Here is a 21,687-nt window from a genome sequence, read left to right as displayed (position 1 = left end):
TGCAATCTGGGTTGTGGTAACACATACCATTCACAAATATATTTAATTATGAACACGTTTGATCCTGAAACATTTGAGTTGAAATTCGCGATTGCTGATACCGCCACCGACCTGTATGAGAAGGGGGACGGTCAATTCTATATCAAAGATATAGCAAAAGAAGTTGATATTACCCCGGCAGAGGTTTTCAATTATTTTCCCAATAAAAAATCGATTCTCGAATTTTATTACGCCTCTCTGGTCATCCGCTATGAAATGATGGTTAATGAGATCGACAACTTTGAATCGTATACTTTAAGCGAAAAACTCTCGAACTTTGCGTTTACCAATTTTGATATGCTTCAGGAAAAGGAAGCTTTTGTAGAAGCCACCCTCTCAGAATACATTCTCAACAGCTTTTCCAAAACGGATTTTGAAAAAGAATTGGAGCGAATAATTAAGCAATTTCTCCAAAACGATGACCACATCTCGATTGCTTCGACCCTTGTTTTAAATTCCTATTCTTATGCTTTTCTACGCAGGCAATTTCTGGAACTGCTTCGATTCTGGATAAATGACACCAGCAAAGATAAGGAGCTTAGCATGGAGCTTACCGACAAAGCTACCGCTGTTCTAGAAGAACTAATGTATAATCCTGTATTGGACAAAAGCTTTGATCTCGCAAAATTTGTAAGTGCTAACAGAAAAGCTTTTATCAATAATGTTCCCATTGTAAAACAACTCTGTTCTAAAATAGAAATACGATAAGTTATGAGTAATGATTTTCCATCCTCCAAACTTGAGCGCGGTAAAATATTTGCAAAAACCGGACTCAAGGTTGGGACAAACTACGCTAAGCGATACCTCAAAAAGTCAGTCGGGAAAAAGGAATCTAAAAAAGAAGGTAAGCAGTTCCATACCCAGAATGCACGAGAGGTATTTAATGAATTTACGAAACTCCGCGGTACAGCTCTTAAGATCGCTCAATCGCTAAGCATGGACGAAGGGATGCTGCCGGAAGAATTTGCCGAGGTGATGAGCGAATCTCAATATAGCGTGCCCCCCATAAACAAAGCGCTGGCGCGATCGATCATCAAAAAAGAGCTTGGAGATTATCCCGAAAACCTATTTGCCCATTTCGATACCGAAGCTATAGCCGCTGCATCCATTGGGCAGGTACATCAAGCGCGACTGAAAAACGGGCAGAAAGTGGCAGTAAAAATTCAGTATCCCAATGTAAAAAATACCATCCACTCAGATATGTCGATGGCCAAAACTCTAATGAAAAGAATTGTGAGCGGCAGTGGTAACTTCGATGAATATTTTGAAGAAATTGAACAAACGCTGATGGAAGAGACCGATTACCATCAGGAGGCAGAATATCTTAAGTATTTTAACAAACGCTTTTCTGAGGGTGATATTATCACACCTGAATATGTAGAAGAACTATCTACCGGCAAGGTTCTAACGATGACATTTATTGAGGGACAACATCTTAAAGAGTTTTTGGCTACGAACCCAAGCCAGGAAAAGCGCAATCATTTTGGACAATTGCTGTGGGATTTCTTTCATGACCAAGTTGAACAGCGGAATTTTATCCATGCTGATACCCATCCGGGTAACTTCTTTTTTCGGAATGATGCAAAGCTTGGGGTAATTGATTTTGGTTGTGTCAAAAAGTTTTCTGAGGAATTTACCCATAATTATATGCAGCTGTTACCCAAACATCTAAGGCAAAACGAAAAAGACATCCGGGACCTTTATTTAAAACTGGATATCATTAAAGAAAATCCTAAAAATCCGGAGGCTGAAGAAGAATTTTTCCAGTTTTGTAAATCGTACGGCGATACTTTTGCCAAGCCCTACATGGGTGACCAGTTCGATTTTGGTGATCCCGAATTTAAACAAAAAATAACTCGTTTCTCTCGGGAATTACCCATCCAGAATGAGCCCCGCGGCGATAAAAACTTCATCTACAGTACGAAAGTCCACATGGGGCTATACAGTATCTTGATGAAGTTACAAGCCCAGATTGACACCGAGCGAAGCAAAAGACTTACCCATAACATGGTTGATACAATGAGCCGGGAAAAACAGAATTAGATTTTTTAGGTCTCAAAAAAATAGCCTGAGGGAAAACCTCAGGCTAAAAAAGTCTGATTCAAGTAAATTGCTATTCCTGAATGTCATTCAGGAATTTGAAGAAATCGCTGTTTGTTGAAAGAATAAGCGACGTTTGCTCATCAAGAGACTTGCTGTATGACTCCATCGTACGAGTAAAGTTATAGAGCTCACGAGCCGCATTCGTTTGGTTATAAGCTTCTGCATAAATAGCCGTTGCGCGAGCATCAGCCTCTCCGCGGATTTCTTCTGCTTTGCGAAATGCCTCTGATTCTATGGTCTGTAATTCGCGCTCTTTTTCACCGTTGATTCGAGCAGCTTCTCCTTCACCTTCTGACCGAAACTTATCGGCAATACGATTACGTTCACTGATCATACGATCGTAAACCGTCTGTCGCACATCCTCAACATAGTTGATTCGTTTAAAACGAAAGTCGAGTACCTTGAGCCCCAGGTCGGCTGCGCGTTCGTTAGCCAGCTGCTGAATCATGGTTTGGATAGAATCACGACCGACTGAAATAGAAGCCAAGGTATCTTCTACAATTTCTGTAATTGTAGCATCTGACTTTGGATCACGATTAGAGGTTCGCACTACTTCGACGAGATCATGAGAAGCTACCGCATTTCGGGTTTCTCCATCTAAAATATCATCAAGCCGAGATTGTGCTCCCCGCTCATCACGTAATCGCTTAAAAAACTGAAGGGGATCGGTAATTTGCCAACGGGCGTAAGTATCCACAAAAATGAACTTCTTATCCTTTGTGGGAACCTGATTTCGGTCGCCATCCCATTCCAGATATCGCTCATCAAAGTAGTGAGCTCGCTGAATAAAGGGGATTTTAAATTTCATCCCGGGTTCAGTAACGGTATCACCTACAGGATCACCAAACTGTGTAACGACTACCTGCTCAGTTTCATCCACAATATAAAAGCCATCAAATGCTATAAGAAATAATACTCCTAAAACAACAAGTAGCGAAATGCTTTTCCAATTCTTCATATCTAATTCCCCTGATTTTTTGAGTTAGCATTTGACTTGTTCACGTTTACGCCATCCATCTGCATCTGCAGTAACGGCAAAACGCTATTCCCGTTTTGATCGGTTACTATCTTGTTACCCAATTTGGGAAGAATATCCTCCAGCGTTTCAAGATATAAACGCCGCTTCGTAACCTCGGGGGCTTTCATATATTCTTGATAAAGCTGATTGAAACGGGAGGCTTCCCCTTGAGCGCGATTTACGCGATTAACCGCATATCCCTCCGCTCGCTGGATTGTTTCCTGAGCACGCCCCTTTGCACGGGGAATAACTTTGTTGTACTCAGATTTCGCTTGATTAATAAGTGTCTCCTTCTGCTGTTGGGCTTCATTAACAGCATTAAAAGATGGTTTTACCGGGTCGGGCGGATTGATATCTTGTAGCACTATTTGTTCAATCCGAATCCCTGATTCATATTCGTTACAGATTTTCTGGATCAAATCCTGTGCTTTCATAGCAACCTCAGCGCGACCAACAGTGAGCACCTCGTTTACTGTGCGGTCTCCTACAATTTGGCGCATTGCAGATTCAGAAATATCGCGCAGTGTTTGTTCAGGATTTCGAATTTTAAACAGAAAGTCATAGGGATCGTCCACCCTGTACTGCACAACCCACTCCACATCAGCCAGGTTTAAATCACCGGTTAGCATCAACGATTCATCGGAATAGCCTTGCTTTTGATAGGTTGAACGTACTCCTGAACTTGTTGTACGATAACCGAACTCGTGTTTTAGCTGCCGTTCGACTGGCACATATTGTACTTCCTCAACAAAAGGGGCTTTAAAATTTAGTCCGGGATAAGCTGTTCGAGTAAACTCACCGAATCGCGTGACAACCCCCACCTCTTCGGGATTCACTGTAAAAAAGGAGGAAAAAGCTATCACCACAATAAATGCACCTAATATTATATATTGGATGTTACTGCCCACCTTCTTGAGCTGTGGGGGCATATCCATGCCAGAAAAATTATTGTCTTGTGCCATATAAGATTGATTTTCTTATTATAGTTATTATAGAATGATCAAATCGTTGATTTATACCTCGCTATATCTTGAGGCATATGATAGTGGTATCATCAGCCAATTGATAGTCACTGAATTTCTGAACTTTTCGTTTAATATTCATCGAAACCTCGTTGCTGGGAAGGTTGTCTGTATCCAATGATTCTACCAATGATATCAAACTATCAAAGCCGAACCGTTCGCCCTGGGGATTTACGGCCTCCGGCAACCCATCAGAATAAAGTAAGAGAAAATCCCCCTTCTGCAGCTGTATCTCGTACGCCTGATAATCTACGGCTGCCTGTAATCCCAAGGGATATTTGGGGGCCGGGGTATTGATAAATTCTGCAGTTCCATCACGCTTCAGAATAGGTAAACAATGCCCTGCATTAGCTAATTTCAGCATTCTGCTTTCAAGATGATATTGTGCAATTATACACGTAATAAATGTCTGCCGATCAGTGCGGGTATGAAGGGTTGGAGCAATTTCTCGCAAGATGGAATCCGGAGCATCTTTGTGTAGACGTGAAAGCAACAATCCACTGGTAAAAACCGCATGCATCGCCGCCTTCATTGCTTTGCCGGAAACATCAGCAATAGTCATATTTAACACCTGGCTGTCTGCCGTACCATTACTTCCTACGATATAGTCGAAGTAATCTCCACCCACTTCGAATGAAGGCATAAAAAATCCGTACACATCAATTCCTTCTGCAGATGGCGGACGAAGAGGCATTAATTTAAACTGACTTTCGCGAGCAATCTCAATCTCTTTTTCTACCCGCAAATGATTCGCCATCCGCTCTTGGTACTCGGGAATATATCCCCCCATTTCAGAAATGGAGTTTCCATATTTATAAGCGATTAATCCATAAATCAGGGGCAATCCCAGAATAAAGAATTGCGTCCACGCGATATAGGCAACATTCATACTTGGTGATCCCCAATACGGCATCACCAGTAACACCGACATAAAGATCCACCATCCAGTTGCAAATGATAACAATCCGGATCCTTGCATCGCAAAGAGCGTAACGGCCCCTATCACTGAGAAAACTATAATGTCGTACCATTCTGTACCTATGATCTCAAATAGAATGCCTGATCCTGAAAAAAGGATCCCCAGTAACAGCATTCCGGCTCCATAAAACAACCAACGATTATTTATTTTGGACTGCAGAAATCCAGATGTTACCCCCACATGCCCAAGCGAAACCAACCATACATTGATCCAGATTGCCATGTTTATGGTCAACAGTTTGGGCTGCATAATTGCTTCAGTAAAGCTATTCTGGCTATCAGCTTGATAATATTGAGTCCCAAGTAGGAACAGGCTGATACTAAGTATCCCCAACAGTCCACCTCCTAAAGCATATCCACGCAGGAGTCCTTCGCCCGTTTCTCGAAAGAAAAATCGCTTTCGCCAAAATGCATCTATCAAATGCAGCTGTTCCTCATCTTGTGATCGCGCCATAGCTTCCCATCCGATGTAAGCTAAAGCTGCATATAAACCTAATATTGCTGCAACGATGAGGTTATTTAGTATGAAGAGGGCTTCGCTGGTTTGATTCCAAAAATCGTTCATGGAATTTATAAGATAAAATACCCGCCATCCCAATACCCCCAGCAGAACACTAATTAACATAAAGATTGCCCGTCTCCACTCTACCTGTCCCTTATTTATGTACTTTATACCTAAGAAAACGATAAGAATGGCCAGAATTGCCAGTGAGCCAAATGTTGTTGCCAAATCTACATAGCTGATACTTCGCACCGGATCAATCTGTTCGGGCTCAAGTTTATCCAACGCCTTAAAGCTTTCAATGGAAACCCCATACTGAATGCTTGCCATATTGGGCGTATTATTTTCCCGAATAATTGGCTTGACTTCGAGAGACAACTCTTGGGGACCCGAAGTACCAACCCCCTTCTTATTCCATTGAAAAACCATATTGTTGCCAACACGGGAATCAGACAACTCCATGGAATGCTGGCCAAATCCGGGTTCTGTTGTTAACAGCGTATCCCTGATATCCACATAATCAAGCTGGTAATGCTCAAGATTGTATCCGAAAATATCCTGTACAACCCGATTGGCAATTGAAAATAGAGAGTCGCCCGGAACAAATGTAGGATTGGGATTATCAGCATATTTTGAGATGCGACGCACCTTACCCTTATGATCGTAACGGATACTAAGACGTCCCAACTCACTCATAAAGTCACTGGCTTCGTGAGAATACCCATCATCTTCGTCCTGAGCAGTTCCGATACTCACTTTCCAGCCGGTAAGATGTACGCCATTTTTGTTGAGTTCTGCCGGTGGCGGGAGATCTTCCTGAGCCGAGTCCTGCAGTGTCTTATAATAATTCAAATGCTGGGTTCGCTCAGTCATAACTTGCAGACTGTCTGTTGAAAAGCCAAGGCGCTGAGAAAGTTCAGCAGTTTTATTCTCAATAGTAGACCTGCTCTGTTCTATAGGCGCACCCGCGTTAAAAGATACAAACGAGTGCAGTACAAAGAATACTGCAAATCCGATAACACCCAAGAATATCCAATATGTTAACCGTTGCCCCATATATAAGTGACTTTCGTTTCTTACAATCCCCCTTTTATTGCTATTGCAATATTTATAAACATAAAAAATGAAGTAGAATTCAATATACAACCATCAACGAAAATACCCTACGGAATTCCGACGCTATTGTTTCCCAATTTTTTCTTGCCCCCTGATAGAAATTCAACATCGGCTTTTCTAGAATACAAAAGGCCGATGGGAACAACCCATCGGCCTTTAAAAAACTGTAAGATAAGTGTTTATACTTAGCCTTCTGCTTCTTCTGTTTCTTCACCGTCAAAAGCTTTGAACACCATTTTCAAGTCATCAGCAATTTCTACTTTAGTTCGTCCTTCGATGCGATGACGCGGAATCATTGCCTTAATTTCACCATTCTTAAAATAAGCAAAAGCGGGCGAAGAGGGTGGATATTCACTAAAGTACTCACGAGCCCGTTCTGTGGCTTCTTTATCCTGTCCGGCAAAAACCGTCACTTTGTGATCAGGTTCAATCTCCGATTCCTCAAGTGCGATCTTTACTCCCGGACGCGCATTACCTGCAGCGCATCCACAAACAGAATTTATTACCATCAGCATCGTGCCATCATCATATTCATCCATTGCACGGTCTACATCTTCGACAGTCTTCAACTCCTCAATACCCAGATCGGTTAATTCTTCTCGCATCCAAGAAACGTCGGGGCCTGCTCCAAGTCCAAATTGCATAACTAAATGTATTTATTTCGGCTTTACATTAAACATCAAATATAAGGCTCATTTATGAAGTATGTAAGAAGAAAAGCACCCCGCCTTCTGACGGAGTGCTTTCAAATTGCCTTTGTAACTTCAACGTGTTGTGAAGTTCTTATCGAGCGTCGTTATAGTACTCATTCACTTGATCCCAGTTGACCAAGTTCCAGAAATTATTGACATATTTGCCGCGCTCGTTCTGATAGTGCAGATAGTATGCGTGTTCCCAAACGTCTACACCCAATATTGGTGTCAATCCATTCATATACGGGCTGTTTTGATTGGCCGTTGACAGTACTTCGAGACTGCCATCCTTATTCACACACAACCAGCCCCATCCGGAACCAAATTGACCGGTTGCGGCATTGTTAAACTCTTCTTTGAAATCTTCGAAACTGTCAAATTCTTCATTTATAGCAGAAGCGATATCACCGGTAGGTTCTCCGCCGCCATTGGGAGAAAGAATAGTCCAGAACAGTTTGTGGTTTGCATATCCACCGCCATTATTGATCACAGATTGTCGAATATCTTCAGGTACTTCTGTAATACGCTGTAGAACTTCCTCAATCGGCAAATTTGCAAATTCAGAACCTTTTAAAGCAGCGTTTACTTTATTGGTGTATCCCTGATGGTGTTTTCCATGATGAATTCTCATCGTCCGCTCATCAATATGTGGTTCCAGAGCATCGTAATCATACGGTAGATCAGGTAGTTCGTAAGCCATAATAATATGTTTTTGATTCTAAATAGTAGTTAATAAAATAAATTGTAAATAATGTTATCTCGTCTCGGTGCAATACCTTAAATTTAGCACCTTTATTGCATAGTACCAATCAAAAATAGATTGTAAATCGTTCCATTTTATGTTGCTTGCTTGAATTTAATAAATGGAGATTTGCTCGTCATTTTATTCTATTTTTAAGATATAATTCAATTTCACTTTTTAGTTTACAGATTCCATTATGAGTCGAGATTACGATATCATTATTATCGGAACGGGACCTGCCGGGTTTTCCTGCGCCATGCAAAGTTCTAAATTTGATAAGGACGTTTTAGTTGTTGAATCCCATAAAAAATACTTGGGAGGAACATGGATCAACACCGGAACAGTACCCAGTAAGGCGCTCCGCGAGGCTGCAAAAAATATCCTCGATTTTAATGAACAGTTTGGTGACCACGAACATAAAAAGCCCTATGAACGATTTAAGATGGGTGACCTGCTGCAATACAAGCAGGAAATTCTGGAAAAGGAAAACCAAAAAGTTAAAAATGACCTGATCAAAAATAAGGTGGATGTTGCCCGAGGTTTTGGGCGCCTAAAAGACAAACATACGGTGGAGGTAGAAACGCACATTGGATCTACCGAAACTTATACGGCCGATTATGTACTGATTAGTACAGGAAGCAGCCCCACTCAACCTCAGAATTTTGAGGTAGATCATGACAAAGTACTTGACTATAAATCTATTCTGGATATCACGCACATCCCCCGCCGTCTGGTAGTTATTGGATCCGGAGTTAACGCCATCGAATACGCCACCATTTTTGCAGCGCTTGGTACTCGTGTTACGCTGTTAAGTGGCAAAAAAGACTACCTCACGTTCTTGGACTATGAAATTAAAGAGCATCTGCAAGATTCTCTGCGAAAAAAAGGAGTTACAATTAAAAAGAACGTAAGTGTTAAAGATGTATCCTTTAGCGCATTGCGAAATTTTACTGAGGTAAAATTCAGATCCAAATCAGATGATAAGCGCCTGCAAGTTATTGAAACAGAACACGTACTCTTTTTGGGAGGGCGAAAACCAAATATCGACGGCCTTAACTTGGATAGCGAGGGCGTTGAAACCGATGACAGCAATTTCGTAATCACCGATGACTCCTATAAAACAAATGTTGATAATATTTATGCCGCTGGTGATGTAATCGGATTCCCGCGTCTGGCTTCTGCATCCTTTTCTCAAGGCCGGTTAGCAGCCTGTAACATGTTTGGCATCCCAACTCTGGATGTACCAGACCAGATTCCGTACGGTATTTATGGAATACCGGAAATTTCAAATATCGGTATCACGGAACAGGATGCTGAAGAAATGGGCTTAGATATCAGTGTTGGTCGGGCATACTTTAAAAATATTGCCAAGGGAAATATGAGCAATAATTCTGAAGGTATGCTTAAACTGGTCTTTAGTACGAAATCCCTAAAACTGTTGGGCGTACACATCTTAGGGGCAGATGCTGCTAATCTCATTCACCTGGGACAATCGGTTATGTCCTATGACGGGGACATCCGATATTTCATTAATCACGTAATGAATTATCCTACCCTAAGTGAAGCCTATCGTATTGCTGCTTTTAACGGTGTAAATCGCGTGTATAAAGCAGGCGTCAAATACAAGAACATTCTTGAGGATAATAATGAATAATTCTTATTCTCTTCGTGATCCAACAAATTCTATACATAGTGAATGGCCATAGGTAATCCGACTGAATCGGTAGGAGGATCTTCAGGCAACGTCTTCATTTCTTTCTCAGTTGATTGAAGTGCAAACCAACCCAAAACCATCGCATCCACGATATCATCTTCATCAACCTGATTACGCCGATATTCCTCTTTGATGTCACGGAAAAAATCATCGGCATATTCGCTTCTATCTTTCAGCAATTTTAAGCGATGGCGCAATCCCTTTTTGGTCGCCTTCTTTTGAAGGATGGAGTTGTTGCCGTTCAAAATACGAAACAGAAGCTCAGGGTGGCTTTCAAAAACCTTATCCTTTAGTTCTTCATCACTCTGTAAAAACTGATCGACCGTTTTGATATTCGGAGTAATATTCCAAGCCTGAGTAGAAATCTTTTTACCCGTAATTTCGTAGCTGGTCATCGATGCTTCGGCATAGGTCGGAGAATACAAAGCCGGGCGTATGGGCGGATTAAATACACTGGCTTGGTAATCGGGCCCCAAGATGTTGCGAAGCTCATCATCGCACTCTCGCACATATTCCTCTTCCTCCAAACCAATGGGCACATCTATAAAAATGCGATCAAATTCCTCTAAATATTCTTTCAACTGCTTATCAGATTCCAGCAGCCAATACCCGGCGCCTTCATCATCTAAGCTAATAGCAATCCAACCCGATCTGCAACCGTCAATTCCTAATGTTTTCAAATCAACTTAAATTTAATTTCCTGATTCCTGTTCTTGTGCCGCTTCCTTAGCGTATTTTTTCAGCTCAATATGGAGATCATCCAACTGCTCTTTGTCCACAAAGTCGGGACTGTTATCCATCAGGCTCTGCGCTTTCTGATTTTTAGGAAAAGCAATCACGTCACGAAGGCTGGTTCCACCGGAAAGGATCATCACAATACGATCTACACCAAGTGCAATACCTCCATGAGGCGGTACCCCATATTTAAAGGCATCCAGCAAGAAGCCAAAACGCTTTTGCGCTTCTTCTTTATCAATACCTAATAACTCAAACATGCGGGTCTGCAGTCCCCGATCGTGAATACGAATAGAACCACCTCCAATCTCATATCCATTGAGCACTAAGTCATACGCCCGTGATCGAACTTTTTCGGGATCATCATCAAGCTTATCCAGATCCTCTGGCTTTGGTGCTGTAAAGGGATGGTGCAAAGCATGATACCGGTGATCATCTTTACTGTACTCTACCAGCGGAAAATCAGTTACCCATAAGAAATTATATTCATCTTCATCAATCAGGTTGTGTTCTTTACCCATCATCAGACGGAACTGGCCCATCTGTTTGTGCACTTCAGGGGTAGGACCTGCAAGAATGAGTACCAAATCTCCCATATCAGCATCAGCTCTGTCTACCATCGACTCAACGGTTTCGTCCTTCAAAAACTTGCCCACGCTGCATTTTACACCGTCCTCTTCATTGAGTTTGATATAGATAAGTCCTGCAGCACCGGTTTCTTGTTTTACACGCTCGGTTAAGCGGTCAATAGCTCCACGTCCCATATCACCCTGTTCAGGAACAGTAATACCCAGTACCGCTCCGCCTTTATCAACCGTATTGGAAAATATTTTAAATTCAGAATTGGCAACAAGATCAGAAAAATCTGCAAACTCAAGGCCAAAACGAGTGTCCGGCTTATCCGTACCGTACATTTTTATGGCCTGGTCGTAAGTCATTCTATCGAACGACGTCTCGATCTCCTCCCCAACCGTTTCATTCATAATTTTTTCCATAAGTCCTTCTGTGGTTTCCATCACGTCTTCTTCATTCACAAAAGACATCTCAACATCAATCTGAGTAAACTCCGGCTGACGATCGGCACGGAGATCTTCATCTCTAAAACATTTTACAATCTGAAAATAGCGGTCAAAGCCGGAAACCATTAACAACTGCTTGTAGGTTTGCGGACTTTGCGGAAGGGCAAAAAATCGACCAGGATTAACCCGACTAGGTACCAGATAGTCACGGGCGCCTTCGGGCGTGCTTTTCATCAGTACAGGTGTTTCGATTTCTAAAAAATCATTGTCATAGAAAAACGAACGCGTTGACTGGTAGAAATCAGAACGCATAATCATGTTTTCCTGAATCTCGGGACGCCGAAGATCTAAGTAACGGTGCTTAAGACGGAGTTCTTCACTTGTATTTATTCCGTCTTTAATTTCGAAGGGCGTTGTTTCAGCTTCAGAATAAATCTCAAGGTCAGTAACACGAATTTCAATACTGCCGGTAGTCAATTCCGGATTAATATTTTCTTCGCCACGCTTTTCGACTACTCCTTTAATACCAATTACATACTCCGTTCGCAGCTCTTCAGCTTTTTCATGCAGCTGCTCATCCGTTTCATAAAAAACAATTTGTGTGATACCGTGGCGGTCGCGCAGATCAATGAATATTACACCGCCTAAATCTCGTCGCGTTGCCACCCACCCATTGAGTACAACTTCTTCGCCGGTATTTTCTAATGTTAACTCAGAACAGTGATGCGTTCGTTTCCAGGTCATATGTGTTACTACTTTCTAATAATTTCAAATCATTTTTGAGAAGCTTTGAAAATAAGTAATATGACGACCAATCGCTTATTGTTATTTCTATTTCAGCAGACGTTTCTGAATTTCAAATGCTTTGATTACTTTATATTTATAAATAAGTCCACCAAGCAAAGAATATCATTGGCTGAGATGGTATAACAAAGGCTAACCCATGACTAAAACCTCTGTTCTCATAGCAGATGATCACGAGATCATACGATTCGGTATCAGTACGTACTTGTCCTCATCCAAGGATATCGAAATTGTAGGCGAAGCTTCAACGGGAGAAGAATGCATTAAATTATTCCGGGAAACCCATCCCGATATCTGCATTCTTGACATTGACATGCCGGATAAAAGTGGGATTGAAACAGCAAAAGAGATTCGGGAATTAGAGCAAGAAACGAAAATTCTTATCCTTTCCATGCACATTAATAAAGATATGTTACTTGATGCCCTTGAAGCTAATGTGAATGGATATCTTTTGAAAAATACCGAAAAGTCCGATTTACTACATGGCATCAGGGCTATCGCTAAAGGGCAACAAGTATTTAGCGATCCAATTTCTGATTTAATGAAAGAGTCTTTCTTACATAGGAGTAATCGATCCGGAAGCTATGATCATCAGCATATCACGGATCGGGAACAAGAAATTCTACAGCTTATTGTTGATGGGCTGACCAGCAAACAGATAGCCGAAAAACTGTACATCAGCCCCCGGACTGTCGATACCCACCGGGCCAACCTGATGGAAAAATTGGAGCTCAACAATATTGCAGAACTAGTACGATATGCCATCCAATCTAATTTGGTTTCAGTTGATTAATTTCCATGTACGTATTTTTACGTAGATAAAATACCAACTTATAGCTATTGATGCTGGCCGCTGTGTAAAGTAACTTATAATTGCAAATGGGGTAATAGCCGTCTGTAGATGATATTTAGCAGTTATCTGTGACAGGATAACTGCTAATTTTTTTTATCCATTCCTTCCCTTCCTCATTGATTCCCTAATCCGTGATCTAATTTTCTTCGATCACACTCATCGTAACACCAAAAGGAGGTATTCGTAACAGTTTTTTTCACATATCATATATAAAACTCTATTATGATGTCCCACAAAAACTATCGAACGATACATTTTTTAATCGGTACACTTTTACTATTTCTCCTGACCGGTATTTCCAATCAAGCTAACGCACAATATGGATTGGGGGATACCCCAAATGACACCCTTTCTAAATCCGTATTTATCCACCCAGTCATCAAAGGTGAAATGGTAAGCTCAGAACATGAGTATAAACTAAATCTCGGACTCGGAGACCAGTTGGGACGAGATTTTACTATTGGAAAAATTACGGACGAAGGAATTGTACGTCGTTTTAAAACTGATGGTTTAACCAATGAGGATTGGTACAGTTGGCGTAAGGATGTAATGGCTCCCTTTGATGGTACCATTAAGAAAGTAAATCACCCTACATCGTCTAATAAACCGGGCGTTATGGACCGGGAAGCACCCACCGGTTATATTCTTTTTGAGCACGACAATGGCACAACAATCGTCTATGCACATGTTAGAGAGATTGAAGTACAGAAAGGAGATAAGGTAAACGCCGGTGATGTCGTTGCGAAAGTCGGAAATAATGCCACCTCATGTACACGTTGGCGCCTGGAAAGGTGAAACGCCAATGCAGGTTCAAATCGATTTATACGCTGATAAACGTAATAAATGAGAGAAAAGGCAGGATCCTGAATAACTTTACTATCCCATCAAAATAACAAAACCCGAAGTCTTCAAAACTTCGGGTTTTATAGTAACTGTACCGTGGGGCGGATTCGAACCGCCGACCTCCGGGTTATGAATCCGACGCTCTCACCAACTGAGCTACCACGGTATGCTGATCAAAACAAGAGTTGCCAAATATAAAGCAATTCTGATTAAATATTAAGTCTTGCCTATAACTTTTTTCAATCCATGTAATGGAAAACCAACATCTTTTTTTGAGGCTCATCGAAATCGCCTTATTTTCCAGCTTACAAATTCAAAATACATTCTAAGCACTGAATTCCGTTATTTCTCATGGCAAAGAAAATTACCGAAAGAACCGAAGATTTTTCACAATGGTATCAAGATGTAATTCGTGAAGGCAAGCTGGCTGATCATTCTCCTGTGCGTGGATGCATGGTCATTCGTCCCAATGGCTACGCCCTTTGGGAAAACATGCAGGATTCGCTGGATCAGATGTTCAAAGATACCGGCCATGAGAATGCATACTTCCCGCTATTTATCCCAAAATCATTCTTGTCAAAAGAAGCCCAGCATGTTGAAGGCTTTGCTAAAGAATGTGCGGTCGTCACTCACAGCCGTCTGCAGAGTTCCGAAGATGGTGTAGAGGTTGATCCTGAATCAAAGCTGGAAGAAGAACTCATCGTTCGTCCAACTTCTGAAACTATCATCTGGGATTCGTACCGCAACTGGATTCAGTCGTATCGGGATCTTCCTATTTTGATTAACCAATGGGCTAATGTTGTTCGCTGGGAGATGCGTACCCGCCTGTTCTTACGCACCATGGAATTTCTGTGGCAAGAAGGTCATACTGCACATGCCACTAAAGAAGAAGCCGTCGAAGAAACACGGCAAATGTTGGAGGTCTATCGCACTTTTGCCGAGGAATATATGGCCATGCCGGTAAAAACAGGTGTCAAAACAGAATCTGAACGATTTGCGGGAGCGGTGGATACCTATTGTATTGAAACGCTGTTGCAGGATAACAAAGCCCTGCAAGCAGGTACTTCTCACTTCCTAGGACAAAATTTTGCCAAAGCGTTTGACGTGAAATTCCAGAGTTCGGAAGGAGAACACGAATACGTATGGGCCACCAGCTGGGGCGTTTCTACCAGACTTATTGGCGGATTAATTATGACCCACTCCGATGACCAGGGACTGGTACTGCCTCCAAAACTGGCACCAAATCAAGTGGTTATTGTGCCTATCTGGAAAAGTGATGAACAAAAAGAACAAGTGCTCGATTATTGTCAGGAAATCATTGATGAGCTTAACGCCCTGAACATCCGCATAAAGCTGGATGACCGCGAAAATATGAGTCCGGGCTGGAAATTTAACGAGCACGAAGCAGCCGGCATCCCCTTGCGTTTGACCATCGGTCCCCGCGATCTTGAAAATAATAATGTGGAATTAGCCCGACGCGATACGTTAGACAAGAATATCGTCAGTCGCGACGGTATTGCTCAAAAAGTTGATGAACTGCTGGATACCATTCAGGATGATCTTTACGAATCTGCTCAAAAACGCATCCAGGAAAATACACATAGCGTTGATTCTTATGATGAGTTCAAAGAAGTGATCGAAAATGAAGGCGGATTTGTATATGCTCACTGGGACGGTACCGCTGAAACTGAAGAAAAAATCAAGGATGAAACAAAGGCAACCATCCGCTGTATCCCGCTCGAAGATGGCGAAGAGGGAGAATGCATCGTAACGGGAGAACCTTCGAATCAGAAAGTTTTATTTGCGCGTGCCTACTAAATAATGCCTATGGAGCAATCGCCCGTAGACAATACACTCAATATTGTTGATCGACTTGCTGAGGAAGGATCGGCACGTCTGATTTCTGACCTCGGCAATCCTTTATTAATGCCACCCGCGGTATTTCTGGGTACCTGTCTTCTTTTAGGCCAATCGCTGTTTACAACATTACAAGTTACCGGTATCGCTGTGATTTGCTACAGCGTATTACCATTCCTGCTTACAATTTCTATGTTTCGGCGTGGAGTCATCCATTCCTTGGATTTACCACTACGAAAAACGCGCACCTTATTATATGCCTTTTCGATTGTCAGTGCAGCCATTGCTTCCCTTATTATTTACCAACTCACCTCGACGCTCCACATATTTATTTTCGTGCTTTCGCTGGTAGTATTGGCCAATCTGACAATTTCTTTTCTCCTAAACCTCCGATGGAAAGTAAGTGTCCATTCCGCATCAGTTTCAGTGGCAGGTACTGTTTACTACCTCATCTTTCTTTGGGGGATTACAGAATATGAAACCATCACATTAATTTTATCCTTAATCCACCTTTTACTACTTTTACCTGTAATGATGTGGGCACGGTATCATCTCAGTGTCCACTCATTAACAGAATTATTGGGTGGAGCTGCTGCCGGAATTCTACTTACAATCATTGAGTTAATCATATTTACAAATATTACATGGTAAAGGAGACTCTTGACGCGCCTTATTCTCATTATTTGTTTGATTCCGGTCTGAGCCAAAAAATGGACCGGCGTACCATCGAAGAAATGAAGATCGACGGTTTTACGCTGATGGAAATAGCCGGCTCATCGGCTGCAAAAATATTACTTCAGCAAAAAGAATTAACGCACGGCATTTATCTCTGTGGAAAAGGAAATAATGCCGGAGATGCGCTCGTGGTAGCACGATACCTTATTCAGAACAATATCAGTTCTTCCATTGTATTTTTAAGCGGATCGGATGACCTTTCTCCCGATACCCAAAAAAATTTAGAACTTCTCAGAAAATTCAATTCGAACAATAAGCTGACGATTTGGGAGGGATGGGAACAATTCAGTCCCCCAGAAGAATTTGACTTCATTATTGATGGTATGCTCGGCACCGGATTAAGCAGCGATGTACGGGGCGATTATATCAAGGCGGCAGAATGGGCAAATAAACAATCACAGCCCGTTTTTGCTATGGATATCCCTACCGGTTTGCATGCTGATTCCGGTAAAATAATGGGAACTGCTATTAAAGCACATACTACATTTACCTTTGGCGGACGAAAATTAGGACTCTACCTCGGCAGTGGTCCAGAAAAAGCCGGCTCTATTCATTACTGTGAACTTCCTTTCCCAAATCAGTATAAAGAAGATTGTCATAACTACCTTCTTGATGAAAGCTGGATTCAAGTAGAACCTCCAACTCCCGGCCAGCATAAATATAATTCCGGAGTACTATATATAATAGCCGGGTCAGAAGGATTAACGGGAGCCGCAATTATGGCTGCTCAAAGTGCTTGGGCTGAAGGGTTGGGAGCTGTAATTCTTATTTGTCCTAAAGGAATTCTTCCTACTTATGAACAAGCGTTGCCATCCATCATAAAAAAACCAGTGGGAAGTCGAAACGACTTCTTTTTCAAAAAGGGGCATTCAAACCAGGTTGTAAAAATTTTATCTCAAAAAGAGGGAGCCCTGCTAATTGGTCCGGGATTAGGACGCCAACAATCTACTGTGAATTTTGTACAAGAGGTGCTATCCCAAAGCACAAGTCCCACCGTTATTGATGCTGACGGACTATGGTGTTTAGCTCAACTAAAAAAACTTCCCAAACATGAACAGTCAGAGTGGATTTTAACCCCACACCCGGGTGAGTTAAATCGTTTAACACAAAATACTGAGTTGCAAAAAGAGTCCCGCTTAAATACTATCAGAAAATATGCACAAGCTTCCGGTGTTACATTACTTGCTAAAGGTATGCCAGCAATAGTTGGAACACCAACAGGTAAATGCTATCTAACAAACTATGATACCAAATATTTTTCCCGAGCTGGAAGCGGCGATGTGTTAGCCGGCAAAGTGAGTGCTCGTTTGGCCCTGGGCTATTCCCCTGACATAAGCTGTGCGCACGGTTTATTAAAAGGTAAACAGAAACTTGAAAATTATTTAAAGCGTTTTCAGGATTTACCTGAACCAAAAGATTTTATATGAATATATCATCTTCCATTTATTCTTTTTTTTCGGACCACAGTTATTTGCTCCCCATTGGCGTTATTACTCTGACTCTCGGAATGTTGCTACTAACATTACTGCCAGCCAATGTCATGGGCCAAAATAAACTTTGGAGCTATGACAAATTAGGTCATGCCGTACTTTTTGGTAGCTGGACTTTATCTGTAGGATTGTACTACGCTATACATAAATCAAAAACTATAAAACTCTGGATTATATTTGCCAGCGGAACTATTTTTGGGATACTAATTGAGGTTATGCAATACACACTTCCTGTAAATCGAGAAGGAGATCCCATTGATGTTTTGTTTGATCTTTTAGGATGCCTATTAGCTGTTGGCATTTTAAAAACAATACTACCCGAAGAAAACAAATCATAATCCCTCCTATAAATCATTTTAAAGGCATTTTTTGTGACATTTTACGATTTGCGAAAAATAATGGAATAATTTACCCTCTTTTACTGTTATTTAAGTGGAGATTAAGTAGAATAATTTGTTTACTTACAATTCCTAATAAGTTTATTTCAATTTAACGCGGAGATTAAAGCATTATGGGTTCTGAAAGAAAAAAACCACAAGCTGATCTTAGAAATTACTACACTATCTTTTTGCAGCTGGGTATGGTTGTCGTCCTATTAATTTTCATTACCGCAATGAAAGTTCAGTTCGTAGCGGAAAAACAGGATGTTGATCTTACCCAAGAGCAGGAAGTCGTAGAAATGGAGGAAGTAACACAGACGAAGCAAGAAGAAAAACCACCACCCCCTCCACGTCCACAAGTACCTGTTGAAGTGCCAAATGATGAAATTATTGAGGACCAAGACATTAATATTGATGCCGACATCAATATGGATGAACCGCTTCCCGAACCGGAAGAACCTCAGGGAGAAGAAGATGAAGAAGATTTCTTTGTTGCTGTAGAAAACATGCCAGAATTGAAAGGCGGCTTAGGCGAACTTCAAAAACAAATCAATTATCCGGATATGGCCCGAAAAGCGGGTATTGAGGGTCGAGTTATTATCCAGTTTATCGTGAATGAACAGGGAGAAGTTGAAAACCCCAGAGTAATTCGAGGAATTGGCGGTGGTTGTGATAAAGAAGCATTGCGAGTGGTAAAGCAAGCTAAATTTGAGCCTGGACGTCAGCGTGGAAAGCCCGTTCGAGTACAGTATAGCTTGCCCATTACCTTTAAGCTGCAAAATTAACTTTTGTGCTTAGTTAATGAATTTAAAAGGCCTGCTTTTAGCAGGCCTTTTTTTATTGAGTAGCTAATTTTAATAACCGCGATTAATTTATCACTTATAGAATATATTGCTGATATTTTTGTTTAAACGCTTTTAATACATCCGACAAGTTTTCATAACCAACCAGCTTTTGAGCTTTTCCAAGAGAGAACCAACCCACCTTCTCTATATCCTCTTCAGCTTGTGGAGTAAAATCAGGCTTTGCATCATCAGGAAATCGCATCCCGAACCAATGCGTTGTTTTACCGTAATCTATTCCGTCCTGCTCATATTCGTGATAGGTTTCCGGGAGCTGAAAAACGATTTCAGGTAAAACCGATACTCCAACTTCTTCAGAAACTTCACGAACCGAGCATTCTTTGACGGTTTCTCCTTCTTCTATCTTCCCTTTGGGAAGATCCCATACCCCGCGGCGGAATATTAATAGTATAGTTGGATCAGCGTTTTCTCTACGTTTAAAAACCACACCTCCTGCAGCTGTAACAGGCTCAACAATATTCATTATTCTGCTTCTTGGTCTCCTGATTCTTCATCTTCTTTTTCTTTCTCATCAGCATAATTCACACGCAGATTATTCAGGGTCTCCGTTAAATAACTTTTTAGCTGATCAGGAAGATTACCCTCTGTAAATTCTTCAAGCATCAGCAGGGTATCGATTGCAAACTTTGCTGATTTCAGATCTCTCTCCGTACTTCCGGTTTGAGGATTTTCTAATTTGCCCATTCCCATCATGGCAATCTGTTGATGTTGTTGCACCAACATCATAAAGAGCAATTGCTGCTGTTCGTCTTCTGATAAATTATCTCCGTTGTAATTAGTCTTGTCCATACCTCAAAATTTTGATTCAAAATTGACCTTAAAATAAGCTCTTTATCGTAAAGAATTAATTTTTACGTACAATCCATTTTATTAGAAATAACTCTTTAAATATTGTCAACAACCAAGTACTTTAGAGGGCTCCAATCTAAAATATTTAATGAATAAAGATCCATTTCATGGCTGTTCTGAAACCATTCAAAGCTTGGCATCCTGTCCCCGAAAACGTGGAACAAATAGCTTGTGTTCCCTACGATGTTGTAAGCATCAAGGAAGCGCGATCTCTTTCTAAAGGTAATCCCAAAAGTTTCCTTCATGTCGTTCGCCCGGAAATTGATTTACCGGAGGGAACAGATCCTCACGACGATGAAGTATATGACAAAGGAGCCGAAAACTTGAGCGAATTTCTGAAAAATGGTACGCTCCAACAAGAAAATGAGTCGCAAATCTATGTATATCAATTGATACGTAACGGACGACCTCAAACCGGCATTTTTGCATGCGTTTCGGTAGAAGACTATGATAATGAAGTGATACTTAAGCACGAACTAACGCGACCCGCCAAAGAGGACGATCGTACGCGACACATCCTAACGCAACAGGCTCATGCCGAACCGGTAATGCTGACGTATAAGGATGATCAAAAAATTGAAGAGCTTCTTGAAGCAACTATAGACGAAAACCCTCTTTTTGAATTCAAAGCTTCTGATGGAGTTATTCATAAATTGTGGAGAGCAGATAAAACCGAAGCATTTGTTAAAGCATTCAAATCGATCTCTCACCTCTATATCGCTGACGGACATCACCGGTGCAAAAGTGCCTCCCGGGCAGCGGAACAGAAGCGACAGAACAATCCGGATCATACAGGTAATGAAGAATATAATTTCTTCCCGGCGGTTATTTTTCCCATGTCAAACATGAATATTCTACCCTATAATCGGGTTGTTTATGCTATCCCTGATAATTTTTTAAGCACATTGGAAGATAAATTTAGCCTAACCACAGGTGCTGATCCCAAACCATCCGAAAAAGGAACCATTAGTATTTATATTGATGGAAACTGGTACGGAATGAAACTTCCGCTGGATAACAATCCCAACAGTGTTCAAAAACTTGATGTACATCGACTCCAAGAGTTTGTACTTTCTCCTTTATTAGATATCGATGATCCTCGTCGTAACAAAAACATTTCATTTGTTGGAGGAATACGAGGTACTGAAGAATTAGAAAATCTAGTTGATAATGGAACAGCCGATCTGGCCATCAGCATGTATGCTACAAGTATCGAAGAACTGGTAAAAGTATCTGATGAAGGGCGGCTGATGCCTCCAAAGTCAACTTGGTTTGAACCAAAACTGCGATCGGGACTACTCGTTCACACTTTTTAATTGCAACATTCTATCTT

At 41.3% G+C, this 21,687-nt stretch carries 20 protein-coding genes and 1 tRNA gene; 11 read left to right on the top strand and 10 right to left on the bottom strand.

The genetic code is table 11. The features are described from left to right. The first annotated feature begins 48 nt into the window (after positions 1-48). On the top strand, positions 49-747 hold the full coding sequence (locus tag ACT3IB_RS07125) for a TetR/AcrR family transcriptional regulator (RefSeq protein ID WP_491538312.1): 699 nt from the start codon (positions 49-51) through the stop codon (positions 745-747). A gap of 3 nt (positions 748-750) precedes the next feature. Then, positions 751-2,082: an ABC1 kinase family protein gene (locus ACT3IB_RS07120; RefSeq protein ID WP_491538311.1), complete on the top strand. Its 1,332-nt coding sequence runs from the start codon at positions 751-753 to the stop codon at positions 2,080-2,082. 70 nt (positions 2,083-2,152) lie between these two features. Here the strand turns inward: ACT3IB_RS07120 and hflC are convergent, their stop codons facing one another. The 5 genes from hflC to ACT3IB_RS07095 form a co-directional block, all read right to left on the bottom strand. Then, positions 2,153-3,100 (bottom strand): protease modulator HflC, encoded by a 948-nt coding sequence (gene hflC, locus ACT3IB_RS07115; protein ID WP_491538310.1) that lies wholly within the window; start codon positions 3,098-3,100, stop codon positions 2,153-2,155. 2 nt (positions 3,101-3,102) lie between these two features. Continuing rightward, positions 3,103-4,122 (bottom strand): FtsH protease activity modulator HflK, encoded by a 1,020-nt coding sequence (gene hflK, locus ACT3IB_RS07110; protein ID WP_491538309.1) that lies wholly within the window; start codon positions 4,120-4,122, stop codon positions 3,103-3,105. 61 nt (positions 4,123-4,183) lie between these two features. Continuing rightward, positions 4,184-6,718: a PP2C family protein-serine/threonine phosphatase gene (locus ACT3IB_RS07105; RefSeq protein WP_491538308.1), complete on the bottom strand. Its 2,535-nt coding sequence runs from the start codon at positions 6,716-6,718 to the stop codon at positions 4,184-4,186. Between the two features lie 245 nt (positions 6,719-6,963). Further along, a complete protein-coding gene (locus ACT3IB_RS07100; protein ID WP_491538307.1) occupies positions 6,964-7,422 on the bottom strand; it encodes a BrxA/BrxB family bacilliredoxin in 459 nt (152 codons plus the stop codon). Positions 7,423-7,561: 139 nt separating this feature from the next. Then, positions 7,562-8,170 (bottom strand): superoxide dismutase, encoded by a 609-nt coding sequence (locus tag ACT3IB_RS07095; RefSeq protein WP_491538306.1) that lies wholly within the window; start codon positions 8,168-8,170, stop codon positions 7,562-7,564. Positions 8,171-8,408: 238 nt separating this feature from the next. Between ACT3IB_RS07095 and sthA the strand changes: the two genes are divergently transcribed. Further along, complete coding sequence (sthA, locus tag ACT3IB_RS07090) at positions 8,409-9,866, top strand: Si-specific NAD(P)(+) transhydrogenase (RefSeq protein WP_491538305.1); 1,458 nt, start codon at positions 8,409-8,411, stop codon at positions 9,864-9,866. Between the two features lie 29 nt (positions 9,867-9,895). On the opposite strand, the gene ACT3IB_RS07085 is transcribed toward sthA, so the two are convergent. Together ACT3IB_RS07085 and aspS are read right to left on the bottom strand one after the other, a co-directional pair. Further along, entirely contained in the window at positions 9,896-10,606 is a 711-nt protein-coding gene (locus ACT3IB_RS07085) for a DUF429 domain-containing protein (RefSeq protein WP_491538304.1), read from the bottom strand. 12 nt (positions 10,607-10,618) lie between these two features. Continuing rightward, positions 10,619-12,424 (bottom strand): aspartate--tRNA ligase, encoded by a 1,806-nt coding sequence (aspS, locus tag ACT3IB_RS07080; protein ID WP_491538303.1) that lies wholly within the window; start codon positions 12,422-12,424, stop codon positions 10,619-10,621. Positions 12,425-12,623: 199 nt separating this feature from the next. On the opposite strand from aspS, the gene ACT3IB_RS07075 reads away from it, so the two are divergent. Next, the gene (locus ACT3IB_RS07075) at positions 12,624-13,277 is read left to right on the top strand and encodes a response regulator (RefSeq protein ID WP_491538302.1); all 654 of its coding nucleotides are present in this window, start codon (positions 12,624-12,626) and stop codon (positions 13,275-13,277) included. A 282-nt stretch (positions 13,278-13,559) separates the two neighbouring features. Continuing rightward, complete coding sequence (locus ACT3IB_RS07070; protein WP_491538301.1) at positions 13,560-14,132, top strand: M23 family metallopeptidase; 573 nt, start codon at positions 13,560-13,562, stop codon at positions 14,130-14,132. Between the two features lie 140 nt (positions 14,133-14,272). Here ACT3IB_RS07070 and ACT3IB_RS07065 read toward each other — a convergent pair. Beyond that, positions 14,273-14,346 (bottom strand) — tRNA-Met (locus ACT3IB_RS07065). A 185-nt stretch (positions 14,347-14,531) separates the two neighbouring features. Here ACT3IB_RS07065 and proS point away from each other — a divergent pair. From proS to ACT3IB_RS07040, 5 genes are all read left to right on the top strand, one after another. Beyond that, complete coding sequence (gene proS / locus ACT3IB_RS07060) at positions 14,532-15,998, top strand: proline--tRNA ligase (protein ID WP_491538300.1); 1,467 nt, start codon at positions 14,532-14,534, stop codon at positions 15,996-15,998. Positions 15,999-16,007: 9 nt separating this feature from the next. Further along, positions 16,008-16,688 carry a hypothetical protein gene (locus tag ACT3IB_RS07055; protein WP_491538299.1) on the top strand — a complete coding sequence of 227 codons (681 nt, stop codon included), beginning with the start codon at positions 16,008-16,010 and terminating at the stop codon, positions 16,686-16,688. After that, the gene (locus ACT3IB_RS07050; RefSeq protein ID WP_491538298.1) at positions 16,682-18,199 is read left to right on the top strand and encodes an NAD(P)H-hydrate dehydratase; all 1,518 of its coding nucleotides are present in this window, start codon (positions 16,682-16,684) and stop codon (positions 18,197-18,199) included. The genes ACT3IB_RS07055 and ACT3IB_RS07050 overlap by 7 nt, the downstream gene beginning before the upstream one ends. Next, on the top strand, positions 18,196-18,600 hold the full coding sequence (locus ACT3IB_RS07045) for a VanZ family protein (RefSeq protein ID WP_491538297.1): 405 nt from the start codon (positions 18,196-18,198) through the stop codon (positions 18,598-18,600). Before ACT3IB_RS07050 ends, ACT3IB_RS07045 begins: the two co-directional genes overlap by 4 nt. Positions 18,601-18,773: 173 nt before the next feature. Then, entirely contained in the window at positions 18,774-19,427 is a 654-nt protein-coding gene (locus ACT3IB_RS07040; protein ID WP_491538296.1) for an energy transducer TonB, read from the top strand. 94 nt (positions 19,428-19,521) lie between these two features. Here the strand turns inward: ACT3IB_RS07040 and ACT3IB_RS07035 are convergent, their stop codons facing one another. Both ACT3IB_RS07035 and ACT3IB_RS07030 read right to left on the bottom strand, forming a co-directional pair. Then, positions 19,522-19,968 (bottom strand): NUDIX hydrolase, encoded by a 447-nt coding sequence (locus ACT3IB_RS07035; RefSeq protein WP_491538295.1) that lies wholly within the window; start codon positions 19,966-19,968, stop codon positions 19,522-19,524. Beyond that, positions 19,968-20,294 (bottom strand): DUF1844 domain-containing protein, encoded by a 327-nt coding sequence (locus ACT3IB_RS07030; protein WP_491538294.1) that lies wholly within the window; start codon positions 20,292-20,294, stop codon positions 19,968-19,970. Before ACT3IB_RS07030 ends, ACT3IB_RS07035 begins: the two co-directional genes overlap by 1 nt. 167 nt (positions 20,295-20,461) lie before the next feature. Here ACT3IB_RS07030 and ACT3IB_RS07025 point away from each other — a divergent pair, with 167 nt between their 5' ends. After that, positions 20,462-21,670 (top strand): DUF1015 domain-containing protein, encoded by a 1,209-nt coding sequence (locus ACT3IB_RS07025; RefSeq protein ID WP_491538293.1) that lies wholly within the window; start codon positions 20,462-20,464, stop codon positions 21,668-21,670. The last annotated feature ends 17 nt before the right edge of the window (positions 21,671-21,687 follow it).

Source organism: Fodinibius sp. GM21, from assembly GCF_058386955.1.
Note: the sequence above shows the minus strand (reverse complement) of the source record. Positions and strands in the feature narration are given on the sequence as shown.

What these genes read in the sequence shown, in the direction of transcription:
- ACT3IB_RS07125 (WP_491538312.1), top strand. Translation starts at nt 49, where the DNA reads ATGAACACGTTTGATCCTGAAACATTTGAGTTGAAATTCGCGATTGCT.
- ACT3IB_RS07120 (WP_491538311.1), top strand. Translation starts at nt 751, where the DNA reads ATGAGTAATGATTTTCCATCCTCCAAACTTGAGCGCGGTAAAATATTT.
- hflC (WP_491538310.1), bottom strand. Translation starts at nt 3,100, where the DNA reads ATGAAGAATTGGAAAAGCATTTCGCTACTTGTTGTTTTAGGAGTATTA.
- hflK (WP_491538309.1), bottom strand. Translation starts at nt 4,122, where the DNA reads ATGGCACAAGACAATAATTTTTCTGGCATGGATATGCCCCCACAGCTC.
- ACT3IB_RS07105 (WP_491538308.1), bottom strand. Translation starts at nt 6,718, where the DNA reads ATGGGGCAACGGTTAACATATTGGATATTCTTGGGTGTTATCGGATTT.
- ACT3IB_RS07100 (WP_491538307.1), bottom strand. Translation starts at nt 7,422, where the DNA reads ATGCAATTTGGACTTGGAGCAGGCCCCGACGTTTCTTGGATGCGAGAA.
- ACT3IB_RS07095 (WP_491538306.1), bottom strand. Translation starts at nt 8,170, where the DNA reads ATGGCTTACGAACTACCTGATCTACCGTATGATTACGATGCTCTGGAA.
- sthA (WP_491538305.1), top strand. Translation starts at nt 8,409, where the DNA reads ATGAGTCGAGATTACGATATCATTATTATCGGAACGGGACCTGCCGGG.
- aspS (WP_491538303.1), bottom strand. Translation starts at nt 12,424, where the DNA reads ATGACCTGGAAACGAACGCATCACTGTTCTGAGTTAACATTAGAAAAT.
- ACT3IB_RS07075 (WP_491538302.1), top strand. Translation starts at nt 12,624, where the DNA reads ATGACTAAAACCTCTGTTCTCATAGCAGATGATCACGAGATCATACGA.
- ACT3IB_RS07070 (WP_491538301.1), top strand. Translation starts at nt 13,560, where the DNA reads ATGATGTCCCACAAAAACTATCGAACGATACATTTTTTAATCGGTACA.
- proS (WP_491538300.1), top strand. Translation starts at nt 14,532, where the DNA reads ATGGCAAAGAAAATTACCGAAAGAACCGAAGATTTTTCACAATGGTAT.
- ACT3IB_RS07055 (WP_491538299.1), top strand. Translation starts at nt 16,008, where the DNA reads ATGGAGCAATCGCCCGTAGACAATACACTCAATATTGTTGATCGACTT.
- ACT3IB_RS07050 (WP_491538298.1), top strand. Translation starts at nt 16,682, where the DNA reads ATGGTAAAGGAGACTCTTGACGCGCCTTATTCTCATTATTTGTTTGAT.
- ACT3IB_RS07045 (WP_491538297.1), top strand. Translation starts at nt 18,196, where the DNA reads ATGAATATATCATCTTCCATTTATTCTTTTTTTTCGGACCACAGTTAT.
- ACT3IB_RS07040 (WP_491538296.1), top strand. Translation starts at nt 18,774, where the DNA reads ATGGGTTCTGAAAGAAAAAAACCACAAGCTGATCTTAGAAATTACTAC.
- ACT3IB_RS07035 (WP_491538295.1), bottom strand. Translation starts at nt 19,968, where the DNA reads ATGAATATTGTTGAGCCTGTTACAGCTGCAGGAGGTGTGGTTTTTAAA.
- ACT3IB_RS07030 (WP_491538294.1), bottom strand. Translation starts at nt 20,294, where the DNA reads ATGGACAAGACTAATTACAACGGAGATAATTTATCAGAAGACGAACAG.
- ACT3IB_RS07025 (WP_491538293.1), top strand. Translation starts at nt 20,462, where the DNA reads ATGGCTGTTCTGAAACCATTCAAAGCTTGGCATCCTGTCCCCGAAAAC.